Origin of the sequence: Muricoccus roseus, from assembly GCF_900141905.1 — a bacterium.
Classification (GTDB): domain Bacteria; phylum Pseudomonadota; class Alphaproteobacteria; order Acetobacterales; family Acetobacteraceae; genus Roseomonas; species Roseomonas rosea.
In genome coordinates, this window is record NZ_FQZF01000013.1 from 40,621 (window position 1) to 55,826 (window position 15,206).

Below are 15,206 nucleotides of genomic sequence, written 5' to 3' on the forward strand. Positions count from 1 at the left end.
GCCCGCACGTCCAGGAACAAGAACTAGAAAGGCGACTTCCATGGGTAGCTACGTCATCGACAGCGAGCTGTTCCGCGACCAGTTCAGCACCGAGGTGTCGCGCCGGATCTTCAGCGACGCCAACACCGTGCAGAAGTGGCTGGACATCGAGGCGGCGCTGGCCCGCGTGCAGGCGCGGCTGGGCATTATTCCGGCGGCGGCGGCGGCCGAGATCGAGCGCGTGGCGCGCGTGGAGCTGCTGGACCTGCCCGCCATGAAGAAGGAGATGGACCGGACCAGCCATCCCATCGTGCCGCTGCTCCGCGCGATCCAGAAGCTCTGCGACGGCGATGCCGGCGAGTACGTCCACTGGGGTGCGACGACGCAGGACATCATGGATACCGGCACGGTGATGCAGGTGCGCGAGATCCTGGACGAGATCGAGGGAGGGATGAGGATCCTGCTCGGCCACGTCCTCGCCCTCGCTGAGGGTCATCGTGACACGGTGATGGCCGGCCGCAGCCACGGCCAGCAGGCGCTGCCCATCACCTTTGGCTTCAAGGCCGCCGGCTGGGCTGCCGAGATCGAGCGCAACCTCGACCGAATCCGGGACATGCGCCCGCGCGTGCTGATCGGGCAGTTCTCCGGCGCGGTCGGCACGCTCGCCGCGCTCGGGGACCAAGGCGATGCGGTGCAGAAGGGGCTGCTGGCCGAGCTGGGTCTGCAGGTACCCGCGATCACCTGGCACACCTCGCGCGACAGCGTCGCGGAGCTGATGTGCACCCTGGCCATCTGCGCCTCCACGCTCGGCAAGATGGCCCATGAGGTCTACAGCCTGCAGAAGACCGAGTTCGCGGAGTTGGAGGAGCCCTTCTCCCCCGGCAAGGTCGGCAGCAGCACCATGCCGCACAAGCGCAACCCGCCGGCCTGCGAGGGCATCGTGGCGCTGGCCCGGGTGGTGAAGGGGTCGGCGGCGCTCGGGATCGAGACTATGCTGGCGGACCACGAGCGCGACAAGATCGTGCTGCAGATGGAGCGTGAATTCCTCGGCCGCACCTGCTGCATGGTGGACGCCGCCGTGCGCAAGACCGCGGCCGTGATGCGCGGCCTGACCGTGCGGCCGGAGAACATGACGCGGAACCTCGGCCTCCAGAAGGGGCTCCTGATGTCCGAGCCGGTGATGTTCGCCCTCAGCGAGCGCTTCGGAAAGCAGGAGGCGCACGAGATGGTCTACGAGCTCTGCATGCAGGCTTTCGAGGAGGGGACGCCGCTCAAGGACGCGCTGCTGGCACACCCCCTCATCGGCGGGCAGCTGAAGCCCGCGGAGATCGACCGGATGCTGGATCCCGCCGGCTACACCGGCATGGCCGGGGTCTTCGTGGACCGGGTGGTGGCGAGCGGTTCCGCGCGCCTGTCCCGGGCCGAGGAGCGCGCTGCGGCCTGACGGCTCCGGATGCGCCCCCGAGAGCGGGGGCGCATCCGGGGAAGGCAGCAACACCGAGGGGAAGAGTACGAAGCCGCACCCGCGTCACGGCGGATGACAAGATGCACCGCCGAAGGCGGGCAACGTCCAGGAGGAACGAGCATGCTTCAGGAGGGAGCCGGCCGTAGGGCCCTGCTTCTCGGCGCCGCAGGGATGGCCGCCGCGTCGTCGGCGGCCCACGCGCAGGCCTGGCCCGCGCGCAGCGTGCGCGTCGTGGTCGGCTTCCCACCCGGCGGGCCCGCCGACACCTATGCCCGCCTGCTTGCGCCGGAGCTGCAGGCGCTGTGGGGACAGCCCGTGGTGGTGGAGAACCGCCCCGGCGCGTACGGGGTGATCGGCACGGAGGCCGTGGCCCGCGCCGCGCCGGACGGCCACACGCTGCTCTTCACCGCGACGAACCATACGACCAATGCCGCGGCCTTTCCGCGCCTGCCCTATGACACGGTGGGGGGCTTCACCCCCATCGCGATGACGGCGACCGCACCCACCGTACTGATCGTCGCGCCAGGCTTTCCCGCCCGGAGCCTGAAGGAGTTTGAGGCGTATGTCCGCGCTCATCCCGGCGAGGTCGGCTACGCCACCTCCGGGGCCGGCGGGGCGGGTCACTTCGCCGGGGAGATGTACAAGCACCGCGCGGCGCTGGACATGCCGCACATCCCCTATCGCGGCACGGCCGCGGCGCTGCAGGACATGATGGGCGGCAGCGTTCCCGCCTCCTTCGCCACCCTCACCACCGTGCTGCCCTTCATCCGCGCGGGCACGCTTCGGGCGATCGCGGTGGCGACGCTCGACCGCGTTCCGCCCCTGCCGGACACGCCCACCTTCGCCGAGCTGGGCTACGCCGGCTACGAGGCGAACGTCTGGTACGGGATGCTGGCGCCGGCGAACCTGCCGCGCCCGCTGGTCTCGCGTATCGCGGAAGACATGCGGGCGATCCAGTCCCAGCCGGCCTTCGTGAAGGCGCTGGCCGACCAGGCCTCCCTGCCGGCCACGGGCGGGCCGGAGGAGTTCGCGGCCCTGATCCGCCGCGAGGTGCCGGAATTCACCGCGGTCGCGCGCGAGGCGAAGATCACGGTGGAATAGCGGCCGACAAGAGCAATGATGAGGAAAACGTGATGAGAATGAGGGCCGCGGTGCTGCACGAGCAGGGACGACCCCGCCCCTACGCCGAGACCTGCCCGATGACGGTGGAGGAGGTGGAGCTGGACCCGCCCGGCGTCGGCGAGCTGCTGGTGGAGATCGCGGGCGCGGGCCTCTGCCACTCCGACCTCTCGAACATCGAGGGCCAGCGCCCGCGGCCCCTGCCGATCGTCATCGGGCACGAGGGCGCGGGCATCGTGCGCGAGGTGGGGCCGGAAGTGCCCGGGCTGAAGGTGGGCGACCACGTCGTCTTCGTCTTCGTCAACAGCTGCGGGCACTGCCGCTACTGCAACGGCGGGCGCCCGAACATCTGCCCCAGCGGCTTCTCGCTGCGCGCCACCGGCACGCTTCCCTCGGGCTCGAAGCGGCTCCGTTGGAACGGGCAGCCGATCAACCATAACAGCGGCCTCTCGCTCTACGCGGAGTATGCCGTGGTGAACCACCGCTCCGTGGTGAAGATCGACCCCGACGTGCCGCTGGAGGACGCGGCCATCATGGGTTGCGCGGTGATGACCGGGGCCGGTGCCGTGTTCAACACGGCTGCGCTGAAGCCCGGTGGACAGCTTGCGGTGGTCGGGCTGGGCGGCGTCGGGATGAACGCGCTGATGGCCGCGGTGATCGCGGGCGCCGAGCGGATCGTCGCCGTGGACACCAACGCGGAGAAGCTCCGCCTCGCGCAGGAATGGGGCGCGACCGACATCTTCCAGGTGGGTCGCGACAGCGTGGCCGACATCCGCGACGCGACGGATGGCGGGCTGGACATCGTGATCGAGACGGCGGGCACGATCCCCGCGCTAGAGACGGCCTACGCCATCACGGCGCGCGGCGGGCGCACGATCAGCGCCGGCCTGCCGAACGTGAACAGCCAGTTCTCCTACCTCCATGCGAGCCTTGTCTCGGACGAGCGAAGCATCCAGGGCAGCTACATGGGTAGCTGCGTGCCGGAGCGTGACATCCCGCGCCTGGTCGGCCTCTACAAGAGGGGAAAGCTGCCGATCCAGCGGCTACGGAGTGGTTTCATCGGGCTCGATGATCTGAACGCCGGCTTCGACAAGCTCGCCGAGGGCAGCGTGCTCCGCCAGATCCTCCGGCCACACGCGTGAACATCAGAAGCAGCGGAGAACCAGTCCCATGAAGGGCTTTCAAATCTCACGGCGGGCCGTGCTCGGCGGGCTCGGGGCCGTGGCCCTGCCATCGGCCGGCCGGGCGCAGCCGGGCTGGCCGGACCGGCCGGTCCGCATCATCGTCGGCTTCGTTCCGGGCGGACCCTCGGACACCATCGCGCGGCTGCTGGCGCCGAAGCTGCAGGCCGCCTGGGGGCAGCCGGTCATCGTGGAGAACCGCGCCGGGGCGGACGGCGTCATCGCGACCGAATCCGTGGTCCGGTCGCCCGCGGACGGCCACGTCCTGCTGCACGCGGCGATGAACCTGCTGACCAGCGCCATCGTGCACACCAACGTCCCCTACGACGTGCTGAGGGACCTGACGCCGATCTACCAGACCGCCAGCTCGCCCACCGGGCTGCTGGTGCATCCCTCCCTGCCGGTGCGGACCGTGGCGGAGCTGGTCGCCTATGCGAAGGCGCGCCCGCACGAGCTTTCCTACTCCACCTCCGGGGCTGGCGGCAGCGGGCACTTCGCCGGGGAGATCTTCAAGGCCGCGACGAAGACCGAGATCGAGCACGTCGCCTATCGCGGCACGGCGCCCGCGTTGCAGGACCTGATCGCCGGGCAGGTGAAGGTCTCCTTCTCCACCATGACGACGGCGCTGGTCATGGTGAAGGAGGGCAGGGCGCGAGCGCTCGCCGTCACCTCGGAGCAGCGCATGGCGCAGCTGCCGGATGTGCCGACCTTTACGGAGAGCGGCTATCCCACCCTCAACGCGAGCGTCTGGTACGGCCTCTTCGCCCCCTCTGGCACACCCAGGCCGGTTGTGGACCGGATCGCCGACGACGCGGACACCGCCCTGAAGACACCAGAGTTCCGGCGCTTCCTCGACGAGCAGGCTTCCTTGCCCGGCGGCAAGGGGCCGGGGCCCTTCCGCCAGCAGGTGGAACGGGAGATGACGCAGTGGCGCCGCGTGGCCGAGGAGACGGGGATCCGGATGGAATGAGCGGGGTGTCGGCAGGACCGGTCGCGCTGGAGCGGGACGGGGATGCGGCGGTCCTCTGGCTGGACCGGGCGGAGCGAGGCAACGCGCTGGGGCCGGAGCTGGTGGAGGCGCTGGACGCCGCCATCGACGCCGCGCTCGCCGGCGGTGCCCGGCTGGTCGTTCTCCGCGGGCGTGGCCGCAACTTCTGCACCGGCTTCGACCTCGCGGATCTGGAGACCGCCACGGAGGGCGACCTCGCGCTCCGCATGATCCGGGTCGAGCTGCTGCTGCAGCGGATCAGCATGCTGCCCGTGACGACGATGGCGATCGCGGGGGGGCGGGTCCTCGGGGCGGGCGCCGATCTCTTCGCTGCCTGCGATCACCGCGTGGCCCTGCTGGGCGCCAGCTTCGCCTTCCCGGGGCCAGCCTTTGGCCTGGTGCTCGGCACGGGGCGGCTCGCCGGACTGGTGGGGGACACCGCCGCGCGCCGCCTCCTCCTCGCCGGGGCGCCAGTCGGGGCCGATGCCGCACTGTCGCTCGGCCTGGCCTCCGCCGTGCTGGAGGAGGGGCAGGTACCCGATGCGCTCCTTGCCGCGGCCCGGTCGGCGGCCCGGTTGGACGCCGCCACCGTCGCCGCGCTGCACGGGCGCACACGCCGGGCCGACGACGATGCCGACCTGGCGGCCTTGGCCCGCTCCGTCGCCCGGCCCGGGCTGAAGCGGCGGATCCAGGACTATCGCGCCGCTGTCCTGGCGGCGCGGCCCAGCAAGGCCGGAGCGCCCGCATGACCGCCTATACCGCCTCCCACTGGGGCATTTACGAGGTGGCGCGCGACGCCGCCGGCCAGGCGAGCCTGCGCTCCTTCGCGGACGACCCGGACCCCAGCCCCATCGGCCTGCACCAGATGGACGCTTCCCTTGCCCGGCTGCGCGTGCTGCGCCCGGCCGTCCGGCAGAGCTGGCTGGAGAAGGGCCCTGGCGCCGCGCCGGAGCTGCGGGGGCGGGAGCCTTTCGTGGAGGTGTCGTGGGAGACGGCGCTTGACCTCGTGGCCGCCGAGCTGCTGCGGGTGCGGGAGGCGCATGGCAACAGCGCCATCTTCGGCGGCTCCTATGGCTGGTCTTCCGCCGGCCGTTTCCACCACGCGCAGAGCCAGGTCCACCGCTTCCTGAACGCCGTCGGCGGCTATGTCCGCCATATGGATTCCTACTCCCTCGGCGCCGGGCGCGCCCTCATGCCGCACATCGTCGCGCCGATGGACGAGCTGATGGCCCAGCACACCTCCTGGCATGTCATGGCGGAGCACACGCAGCTCTTCGTCGCCTTCGGCGGGGTGCCCGCGAAGAACGCGCAGATCTCCGCGGGCGGCACCGGCCGCCACCGTGTGAGGGAAGGGCTGCATCGCATGGCCGCGCGGGGCGTGCGCTTCGTCAATATCGGCCCGGTGCACGACAACCTGGACACGGGCGCCGAGGCGGAGTGGATCCAGGCCCGCCCGAACACCGACACCGCGCTGATGCTCGCGCTGGCCTGGGTGCTGCGGGAGGAGGGACTGGCGGATCGCGGGTTCCTGGCGCGCTGCTGCACCGGCTATGAGCGCTTCGAGCGCTACCTCTCCGGCGAGGAGGACGGCCAGCCGAAGACGCCGGAATGGGCCGGGGCCATCACCGGCGTGCCCGCCGCCCGCACCGCGGCACTGGCGCGGGAGATGGCGGCGCACCGCACGATGCTGAACATCTCCTGGTCACTCCAGCGCGCCACCTACGGGGAGCAGCCCTTCTGGATGCTGGTGACGCTGGCCGCGATGCTCGGGCAGATCGGGCTGCCCGGCGGCGGCTTCGGGCTGGGCTATGGGGCCACCAACCTGATGGGCAGCCCGCACCCGCGCCTGCCCGGCCCCACCCTGCCGCAGGGGCGCAATGCGGTGCGGGACTTCATCCCCGTCTCCCGCATCGCGGACATGCTCCTCCACCCCGGCGCCCCCTTCACCTATGTCGGCGGCCACTACGCCTATCCCGACATCCGGCTGGTCTACTGGGCGGGCGGCAACCCCTTCCACCACCACCAGGACCTGAACCGGCTGGAGCGCGCCTGGCGGAAGCCCGAGACGATCATCTTCCACGAGCAATACTGGACCCCGGCCGCCAAGCGCGCGGATATCGTGCTTCCCGCGACGACAACGCTGGAGCGCAACGACATCGGCTCCTCCACCAAGGAGGGCTACCTGGTGGCCATGCGCCCTGTTTCGGCACCCGCGGGCGAGGCGCGGGACGACTACGACATCTTCGCCGCGCTCGCCGCCCGCATGGGCGCGGCCGGCACCTACACCGAGGGGCTGGACAGCGAGGGGTGGCTCCGCCGCCTCTATGCCGAAACGCGGCAGAAATCCGCGCGGCAGGGCATCGACCTGCCCGAATACGAGGCGTTCCAGGAAGCCGGGCTGGTGAGCCTTTCAGCCCATGACCGGCCGATGGTGATGCTGGAGGCGTTTCGCGCCGATCAGGCGGAGAGCCCGCTGAACACGCCATCCGGCCGGATCGAGATCTTCTCGGAGCGGATCGCCGGCTTCGGCCTGCCGGACTGCCCCGGCTACCCGGTTTGGCGGGAGCCGGCGGAGTGGCTGGGCGGCCCTGGCACAGACCGCCACCCGTTGCACCTTCTCTCCGACCAGCCGGTAAGGCGCCTGCACAGCCAACTCGACGCCAGCGGCTACAGCACGGCGGGGAAGGTGCGCGGGCGGGAGCTGCTCTACATCCACCCGGAGGACGCCGGCGCGCGGGGCCTTGCGGATGGCGACATCGTGGAGGTCTTCAACGATCGCGGTCGCTGCCAGGCCGCGGTGCAGCGGAGCGCGCAGGTGATGCGAGGCGTGGTCCGGCTGAACACCGGCGCCTGGTACGACCCGGACCCCGCCACGGGAGTGGAGAAGCACGGCAACCCGAACGTGCTGACGCTGGACGTCGGCGCCTCCGGCTTCTCGCAGGGATGCTCGGCGCAGACCTGCCTGGTGGAGGTGAGCGGCCCGGTGGCTGACCCACCGCCGATCACGGCTTTCGAGCTGCCCGATCTGCTGCCGGGGAACCGCTAGGCATTGGGAGGACCTGAGGACCCGCAACGGTCGTCGGTGCTTCTGAACCCGCGGTTATTCCTCTGGAACGATGATGCTGTCTCTGCCGAGACGGTCGGCCCAAGCTGTCGTGCCCGTCGCGGTCGCTGAAGCCGAGTCAGTCGACCGGGGCGCCCGACACCATCGATCCTCGAGATAGGCCGCAAGCTCGTCGGGGTGCCCCTGCGGAAAGGCGTCCCTCAGGTGGTCCAGGAAGGCGGTGACGCGCGCGCTCAACAGCCGCCGGGACGGGTAGAGGGCCCACAAGGCGATCTCCGGGCCATCCATGTCACCCCACTGGACCAGCCGACCGGCCGCCAGATCACGGCTCACCAGCGACACCGGGAGGCGTCCGGCGCCGACGCCTGCGCGGACCGCATCGCGGACCATGATGAGCGACGACAGGCCGAGAACCGTACGGACTGCGATGCGCGCGCGCCCGGCCGGCGTCACCACGTCCCAGGCTGCGCTGCCCTCGCCCGCCCCGCGCACCACCACGGGAACCGCCGAGCCGTCCTTCGGCCGTTCAAGGGCCGGGTTCGCCACGACGACCAGCCGGTCGCGCAGGAAGACCCGCCCGACGAGGCTCTCGTCCGGATCCGGATTGACGCGGATGACGAGGTCGTACCCCTCCTCGACCATGTCGACGGCCCTGTCCTCCGTCGTTACCTCGAGCCGGACGTCCGGGAACTTCAGGGCGAAGTCCGCCGCAAGCCTGCCCATCGCGGTCTGGGAGAAGAGCAGCGGCGCGCTGACCCGCAGCCGCCCACGCGGACTGTCCACGCCGGACGCAATCGCCGCCGCCGCCTCGTCGAGCTCGGTGAGCAGGGCTCCTGTCCGCTCGTAGAGCGCGCGCCCTTCCTGGGTCAGCCTGAGTGTCCGGGCGCCGCGCTCGAAGAGGCGCAGGTCCAAGCTGGACTCCAGTTCCGCGACCCTTCGAGACAGCGTTGCCTTCGGTCGGCCCGCGGCACGGGCGGCGCGGCCGAACCCCTCGTGCCGGGCGACGAGGTTGAAATCGGCGAGGGCGAGGAGGTCCATGCGTTCCACCGATGGGACGATGGGTCCCAATCTACAGTCTATTGGCGGCGATGTGGATCACTCATCTTCCGGATGTCTTCAGAACCTGAACGGAGTGATCCCCATGACCATCCTCGTCACTGGTGCCACCGGCCGCGTTGGCCGCAACGTGGTTGAGCAACTCGTCCGGCGCGGCGCCGACCTGCGCGCACTGACCCGCGATCCCGCCAAGGCCGCCTTCCCGCCGGGTGTCGAGGTGGTGCAGGGCGACCTGCTCGACATCGATGCGCTGCGCGCAGCCTTCTCCGGCATCTCCACCCTGTTCCTGCTCAACGCGGTGACGGGCGACGAATTCACTCAGGCGATCCTCACTCTGAACGTCGCGCGTGAGGCGGGCGTCGAGCGCGTCGTCTACCTCTCGGTGTTCGAGGCGGATCGGGCAGTCAACGTGCCGCACTTCGCGGTAAAGTACGGGGCCGAGCGAATGCTGGAGCAGATGAGCTTCGGCGCCATGATCCTGCGCCCCACCTACTTCATCGACAACGAGGCCATGGTGAAGGACGTGATCCTCCAGCACGGCATCTACCCGATGCCGATCGGAGGCAAGGGCGTCGCCATGGTCGACGCGCGCGACATCGCCGAGGTCGCCGCGATCGAACTGATCCGTCGCGACCAGGCGCCGGGCAAGCTGCCGATGGAGACAGTCAACGTCGTCGGCCCTGAAACGCTGACCGGCGTGCAGGTGGCCGCCATCTGGTCGGACGTGCTGGGCCGCCCGATCGCCTATGCCGGTGACGATCCCAGCGGCTTCGAACAGAACATGGCGAGGATGATGCCGAAGTGGATGGCCTACGAGATGCGCCTGATGGCCGAGCGCTACGTCAGCGACGGCATGATCCCTGGGTCGGGCGATGTCGAGCGCCTGACCGCCATGCTGGGCCGACCTCTGCACCGCTATCGCGAGGTCGCCGCCGCACTCGCCGCGGCCCCGTCCGTCCGGCCATCCTGAACGACAGGGGCGGCCGAGAGGAGGTCCGGGTGCTCACGGATCTCGCCGGCCTCCATAGGAGAAGCTTGCCACGAGAGGACGCGGCACGCTTCGCTCTGGGTCAGCTGCGCGCCGGTAGGTGGGTGCACCAGGCGCCCCTGATCACTTGGTGAAAACGGGCTGTTGCATCTCCGTCGAGTGGGAAGAGGCCCTCTCAGGCTGGGGAAGGGAACGTTGTGGCTGGCATGAGCGTGCCGCTCGATGAGGCGTTCCTGTTTCCCCGTTCGGGGCGGTCATCCCCCCCGACTGGGCCCTGTCGCACCCGTTTTCTCTACCCAGGACCGCCGCCTCGCGCTGGGCGGCCTGAAGCGGCCAAATGTTGCTACCGGACGCCGCAGGTTGGGGAGGTCAGTCCGAAGCCGTACAGCGCTGCCGGATTGCCGACCAGAATTCTCCTCACTGCCGCCTCGTCCTCGATCCATTCGGCGATCCGTTCCAGGGCTCGGGCATCGTCGATCCGGTCGAAGGGCTGCACCGTCCTCTCCGACCCAGGCGCGCGCCCACTCGGCGAGTGCGGCCAGTCACTGCCCCAGAGCAGTCGCTCTGGCGCGGCGCGCAGGAGGCGGCGGACGAGGCCGGCCAGTTCCGGCGCCGTCTCCGGATCTGGCACGGAGCGCTGCGGGGCGGAGAGCTTGATGTGCAATCCAAGCCCCGCCACCAGGTGCTCCACCGCCGCGGCCGCCTCAGCGAAGGGGGTATCACGCCGCCCGACGAGGCCGAAATGGTCGACCACGACGGGCAGTCCGGCCCGGGCCAGCATCGGCCCTGTGGCTGCGAGCACCCCGTGGGCGGCATAGACCTGGAGATGCCAGCCGCTCCCGCGCAGCCGGCCGGCGAACGCTTCCACCAGCGTTTTCGTCGCGCGCAGGTCCTCCTGGCCGCCGGTCTGAAGATTCAACCTCACGCCGCGTGCGCCGGCGGCGTGCAACGCAGCGAGCTCCGCATCGCCGATGCTGGGATCGAGTACCACCACCGCCCGCGCGCGATCGCCGAGCCGCGCGACGGCATCCAGGGTGCAGCGGTTGTCCGTGCCGTAGGTGCTGGGCTGGACGACGACGACGTTGTCCAGGCCGTGACTGTCGAGGAAGGCCCGAAGGTGGCCCGCATCGGCCAGGTCGGGCGTGTAGTGGCGCTCTGGCACGAAGGGAAAGGCAGCGGGATCACCGAAGGCGTGGACATGGCAGTCCGTGCTGCCGAGGGGCGGGGGTGTGTTCATCAGTCGAGCGTCGCGCCCGAGGTCTTCACGACCGGGCCCCAATAGGCGAGCTGCCGGTCCCAGAAGGCGGTGAATTCCGCGGGGCGGGATCCAACGGGCGTCAGCCCCAGATCCGTCATCCGCTGCCGACAGCCGGAATCGTTCACCGCCCTGATCGCCGCGTCCGCCAGCCGCTCCACCACCGGGGCAGGCGTGCCGGCCGGGGCGAAGATGCCGTGCCAGATGTAGGTCTCGTACTCCGGCAGGCCGGACTCCGCGACTGTCGGCACCTCCGGCAGAATTGCCGCGCGCTCACGTGTGGTGACGGCGAGGGCGCGGAACCGCCCGTCCCGCACATAGGGCAGCAGGGCGGGGACGACGTTCACCATGAAGTCGATCTGCCCGGCCATCATGTCGTTGATCGCCGGCCCCTCGCCCCGATAGGGCACGTGAGTCGCCTCCACCCCGGCCATGCGCGTGAAGAGCGCCGCCGAGAGGTGGAGGATCGTGCCGGGGCCCGAGGTGCCATAGCTGTAACCGCCCGGCTTCGCCTTCATCAGCGCGATGAATTCCTGGACATTGCGCGCCGGAATGTCGGCGCGGATCGCCAGCACGTTGGGGCTCTGCGCCACCTGGCTCACCGCCACGAAGTCTCGCCGGGCGTCATAGGGCAGGCGGTGGTAGAGAAAGCTGTTCAGCACCGCCGAGGAGACGGTGTGCAGCGCGACGGTGTAGCCGTCGGGCGCCGCCTTCGCGACGGCGTCCGTGCCGATGGTGCCGCCGGCGCCCCCGCGGTTCTCCACCACCACGGGCTGGCCCAGGAAGGGTGCCATGCAACTCGCGGTCAGGCGCGTGACGATGTCGGCCGTGCCGGCGGCGGCGAAGGGCACGATCATGCGGACGGGCCGGCTCGGGAAGGCCGGGGCGTCCTGCGCGCCCGCCGAGGCGACAGTGAGGGCAGCGAGGGCGAGGCAGCCCGCAGCGGCGCGTGCGATCCACGGGATCATGGCGTGTCTTCTTCCGTTCCCGTCAGTCGACGGCGATCTTCGCGTCGCGCACCACCTCGGCCCATTTCCGGCGCTCGGCGGCGGCAAAGTCCCGGAACTGCTCGGGCGTGTTGCCGGAGGGCTCAGCCCCCTCCGCCTCGATCCGCGCACGCACCTCCGGCAGATGGATCGCTGCGGCGATCTCCCGCTGCAGCCGGTCCACGATCTGGCGGGGCGTGCCGGCGGGGGCCATGATCCCGTACCAGGCACTCATCTCGTAGCCGGGCACCCCGGCCTCCGCCACGGTGGGCAGCGCCGGCATGGCGGGCAGCCTCGCGGCGGTGGTGACGGCCAGCGCCCGCACCAAACCGTCCTTCACCATGCCAATAGAGGAGGGAAGGGTGGCGGGCATCATCTGCAGCGTGCCCGACACAAGGTCGTTCAGCGCCGGCCCCGCGCCGCGATAGGGTACGTGCTGGATGTCGATCCCTGCCTTCAGCGCGAAATAGGCGCCGGCGAGGTGGTTAGCCGACCCGTTCCCGGCGGAGCCATAGTTGATCTCCCCCGGCTTCCCCTTCGCCAGCGCAACCAGGCCGCGCAGGTCGGTCACGGGCAGGCGAGGGTTCACCAGGATCAGCATCGGCGCGGCGGCCAACAAGGTGACGGGCGCGAGCGCCGTCGCGGGGTCGGGGCGCAGGTTGCGGAAGAGACTGGGATTGACGGCGATGGGGCCGATATTGCCGACCAGTAGCGTGTAGCCGTCCGGCGCGGCCTCCGCCGCCATGGCGGTGGCGAGGTTGCCCGCGCCGCCCGGCCGGTTGTCCACCACGATGGTGGCGCCCAGGCGTTGCCCCGCCTTGTCGGCCACGGCGCGGGCCAGCACGTCCGTTCCTCCGCCGGGGGCATAGGGAACGATGAGGCGGATCGGCCGGCTGGGCCAGCCATCCGGCAGGTTCTGGCCCACAGCCCGACCAGCCGTGATCAGGGCGGGGAGGGCCAGACCGGCCCGGAGAATGTGACGACGCTGCATTCCTGGTTCCTCGTGTTCTTTCGGCGTCGGCCGTTCACCGGCTTCTTTTTGCGCTGTGCCCACTCATCGGCGGGAGGGCGGCACATCAGGCCGGTACGGCCACCTCGCGCACCCGCTTCACGATCGCCTCGCCCGTCGCCTTCGTGCCGAGGCGGCCGCCCACATCGGCCGTGGCCTCGCCCGCGGCCACGGCGCTCTCAACAGCCGCCTCGATCGCGCGGCTGGCCTGGGCATAGGCCGTGCTGCCGAGACGGTCCGCGTGCCATTCCAGGAGCTGCGCGACGGAGAGGATGAGGGAGAAGGGGTTCGCCTTGTCCTGCCCAGCGATGTCGGGCGCCGAGCCGTGCGCGGCCTGCGCCATGGCGTACCGGACGCCGGCGTTGACCGAGCCGCCAAGGCCGAGGCTACCCGAGAGCTCCGCCGTGAGGTCGGAGAGGATGTCGCCGAACATATTGGTGGTCACGATCACGTCGAACTTGCCCGGTGCGCGGACGACATGGGCGCACATGGCGTCGATGATGTAGTCGTCCACCACCACCTCGGGGAACTCGGCGGCGACCTTGCGGCACTCCTCGATGAACATGCCGTCGCCGATCTTCAGCACATTGGCCTTGTGAACGACGGAGACGTGCCTCTTCCGCGTCATTGCCAGGCGGAAGGCGCTCCGCGCCACGCGCTCGCAGCACTCCCGGGTGATGCGGCGCATGGAGATGCAGACATCAGGGGTGACGAGAATCTCGCTGCCGCCCGAGGTCATGTTGCGGTCGGCGTAGAAGCCCTCCGTGTTCTCGCGAACCACCACCAGGTCGAACTCCTCGGCGGCGTGATGCCGCACGCCGGGATAGGTGCGCGCGGGGCGGATATTGGCGAAGAGATCAAGGTTCTTGCGGAAGTACATGGACGGGTTGATCCCGCCCTTGGTCTCGTCCGTGTAGTCGAAGGTGGACATCGGGCCGAGGATCAGCCCGTCCGCCCCCCGAACCTTGTCCAGCAGCTCCGGCCGAACGGTGATGCCGTGGCGGCGCAGGCTCTCATGTCCGGCGATGTCGTCCTCCAGTTGCAGGCCCAATCCGAAGCGATCGGACACCGCCTCCAGCACCGCCACCGTCGCGCCGGTGATCTCCGGCCCGATCCCGTCTCCAGGCAGGACAATCAGGCGCATGGCATTGCTGGCGGGCATGGGCATCTCCAATGTTCGGATACCTTCGTATCCGGTGGGACACGCTATTGTCCAGCCGTCTGGCGGTCCGGGGGCAGTCCCGTTATCCATTGGCTATGAAGCTGCCCCCCCGTACCCCCGCGCCCGACCTGGGGCGCGACGCCTATGAGCGCGTGAAGGCCGCCATCCGCGACGGCAGCCTGCCTCCGGGCCTGCGGCTGACCGAAGCGGACCTCGTGACGCGGCTCGGCATCTCCCGCACCCCGGTGCGGCAGGCCCTGACCCGGCTGGAGACGGAGGGGTTGGTGAGCCACGAGCCGCGCAGGGGCATCGTCGTGAGCCGCCCCGACCACCAGCAGGTGATCGAACTCTACGCCCTGCGCGAGGTGCTGGAGGGCACGGCCGCGCGCTTCGCGGCACAGCACGCGAGCGAGGCGGAGCTGGAGGCTCTCGCGCGGCTCGTGGCGGAAGAGGCCGCGGCCCTGGAGCGCCCTGCCGAGCTCTCGGCCATCAACCTGCGCCTGCACGCACTGCTCCACCGCGCCGCGCACAACCGCTATCTCCTGCGGGCCCTCGCCCAGCTCACCGACACCATGGCCCTGCTGCCCACCATGCTGGGCGACCCTGGTCGCGCCCAGCAATCACACAAGGAGCACGGAGCGTTGCTGGAGGCGCTGAGCCAACGGAACGGCGCAGCGGCGGAGGCGGCGATGCGGGAGCACCTCCGCTCAGCCCAGCAGCATCGCATCACCTGGCTGCTCAGGCAGTTGGACCAGGAGCCATCATCTTCGGAAGTAGGCGCCGACCGGCCACAGGTTTGAGAGTCATTCAATAGACGAAAAATATCAATGGTTTGCGGCCGGTCCAGATTCAAGGCAGGCTGGTCATGCCGACCGGGGAAGCTGGCCCTGCCAAAGGAGAAGCCAATGAACGGGATGAGCCGCGCCCCGGGCGGGGACGCCGCCTCGCTTGCCG

Annotated in this window: 13 protein-coding genes; 8 read left to right on the forward strand and 5 right to left on the reverse strand. The window is 70.3% G+C overall.

The window, feature by feature from the left end:
* Positions 1-40 precede the first annotated feature (40 nt).
* The 6 genes from purB (at position 41) to BUB97_RS12305 (ending at position 7,778) form a co-directional block, all read left to right on the forward strand.
* A complete protein-coding gene (gene purB, locus BUB97_RS12280; protein ID WP_073135123.1) occupies positions 41-1,423 on the forward strand; it encodes an adenylosuccinate lyase in 1,383 nt (460 codons plus the stop codon).
* A gap of 141 nt (positions 1,424-1,564) precedes the next feature.
* Positions 1,565-2,545 carry a tripartite tricarboxylate transporter substrate binding protein gene (locus tag BUB97_RS12285; RefSeq protein ID WP_073135125.1) on the forward strand — a complete coding sequence of 327 codons (981 nt, stop codon included), beginning with the start codon at positions 1,565-1,567 and terminating at the stop codon, positions 2,543-2,545.
* A 32-nt stretch (positions 2,546-2,577) separates the two neighbouring features.
* Positions 2,578-3,705: a zinc-dependent alcohol dehydrogenase family protein gene (locus BUB97_RS12290; RefSeq protein WP_073135126.1), complete on the forward strand. Its 1,128-nt coding sequence runs from the start codon at positions 2,578-2,580 to the stop codon at positions 3,703-3,705.
* Positions 3,706-3,733: 28 nt separating this feature from the next.
* The gene (locus BUB97_RS12295; RefSeq protein WP_073135128.1) at positions 3,734-4,714 is read left to right on the forward strand and encodes a Bug family tripartite tricarboxylate transporter substrate binding protein; all 981 of its coding nucleotides are present in this window, start codon (positions 3,734-3,736) and stop codon (positions 4,712-4,714) included.
* Complete coding sequence (locus BUB97_RS12300; protein WP_073135130.1) at positions 4,711-5,481, forward strand: enoyl-CoA hydratase/isomerase family protein; 771 nt, start codon at positions 4,711-4,713, stop codon at positions 5,479-5,481. Before BUB97_RS12295 ends, BUB97_RS12300 begins: the two co-directional genes overlap by 4 nt.
* Complete coding sequence (locus tag BUB97_RS12305; RefSeq protein WP_073135132.1) at positions 5,478-7,778, forward strand: molybdopterin-dependent oxidoreductase; 2,301 nt, start codon at positions 5,478-5,480, stop codon at positions 7,776-7,778. The genes BUB97_RS12300 and BUB97_RS12305 overlap by 4 nt, the downstream gene beginning before the upstream one ends.
* 54 nt (positions 7,779-7,832) lie before the next feature.
* Here BUB97_RS12305 and BUB97_RS12310 read toward each other — a convergent pair whose 3' ends face one another.
* Positions 7,833-8,834, reverse strand: coding sequence for a LysR family transcriptional regulator (locus BUB97_RS12310; protein ID WP_086062154.1), 1,002 nt, complete (start codon positions 8,832-8,834; stop codon positions 7,833-7,835).
* 103 nt (positions 8,835-8,937) lie between these two features.
* Between BUB97_RS12310 and BUB97_RS12315 the strand changes: the two genes are divergently transcribed.
* The gene (locus BUB97_RS12315; RefSeq protein ID WP_073135134.1) at positions 8,938-9,822 is read left to right on the forward strand and encodes an SDR family oxidoreductase; all 885 of its coding nucleotides are present in this window, start codon (positions 8,938-8,940) and stop codon (positions 9,820-9,822) included.
* A 361-nt stretch (positions 9,823-10,183) separates the two neighbouring features.
* On the opposite strand, the gene BUB97_RS12320 is transcribed toward BUB97_RS12315, so the two are convergent.
* The 4 genes from BUB97_RS12320 to BUB97_RS12335 form a co-directional block, all read right to left on the reverse strand.
* Entirely contained in the window at positions 10,184-11,077 is an 894-nt protein-coding gene (locus BUB97_RS12320; RefSeq protein ID WP_073135136.1) for an amidohydrolase family protein, read from the reverse strand.
* Entirely contained in the window at positions 11,077-12,063 is a 987-nt protein-coding gene (locus tag BUB97_RS12325) for a Bug family tripartite tricarboxylate transporter substrate binding protein (RefSeq protein WP_073135138.1), read from the reverse strand. The genes BUB97_RS12320 and BUB97_RS12325 overlap by 1 nt, the downstream gene beginning before the upstream one ends.
* Before the next feature lie 22 nt (positions 12,064-12,085).
* Positions 12,086-13,072: a Bug family tripartite tricarboxylate transporter substrate binding protein gene (locus BUB97_RS12330; protein WP_073135140.1), complete on the reverse strand. Its 987-nt coding sequence runs from the start codon at positions 13,070-13,072 to the stop codon at positions 12,086-12,088.
* 85 nt (positions 13,073-13,157) lie between these two features.
* On the reverse strand, positions 13,158-14,252 hold the full coding sequence (locus BUB97_RS12335; RefSeq protein WP_217659654.1) for an isocitrate/isopropylmalate dehydrogenase family protein: 1,095 nt from the start codon (positions 14,250-14,252) through the stop codon (positions 13,158-13,160).
* Between the two features lie 95 nt (positions 14,253-14,347).
* Here BUB97_RS12335 and BUB97_RS12340 point away from each other — a divergent pair, with 95 nt between their 5' ends.
* On the forward strand, positions 14,348-15,052 hold the full coding sequence (locus BUB97_RS12340; protein WP_073135142.1) for a GntR family transcriptional regulator: 705 nt from the start codon (positions 14,348-14,350) through the stop codon (positions 15,050-15,052).
* Positions 15,053-15,206: the final 154 nt, after the last annotated feature.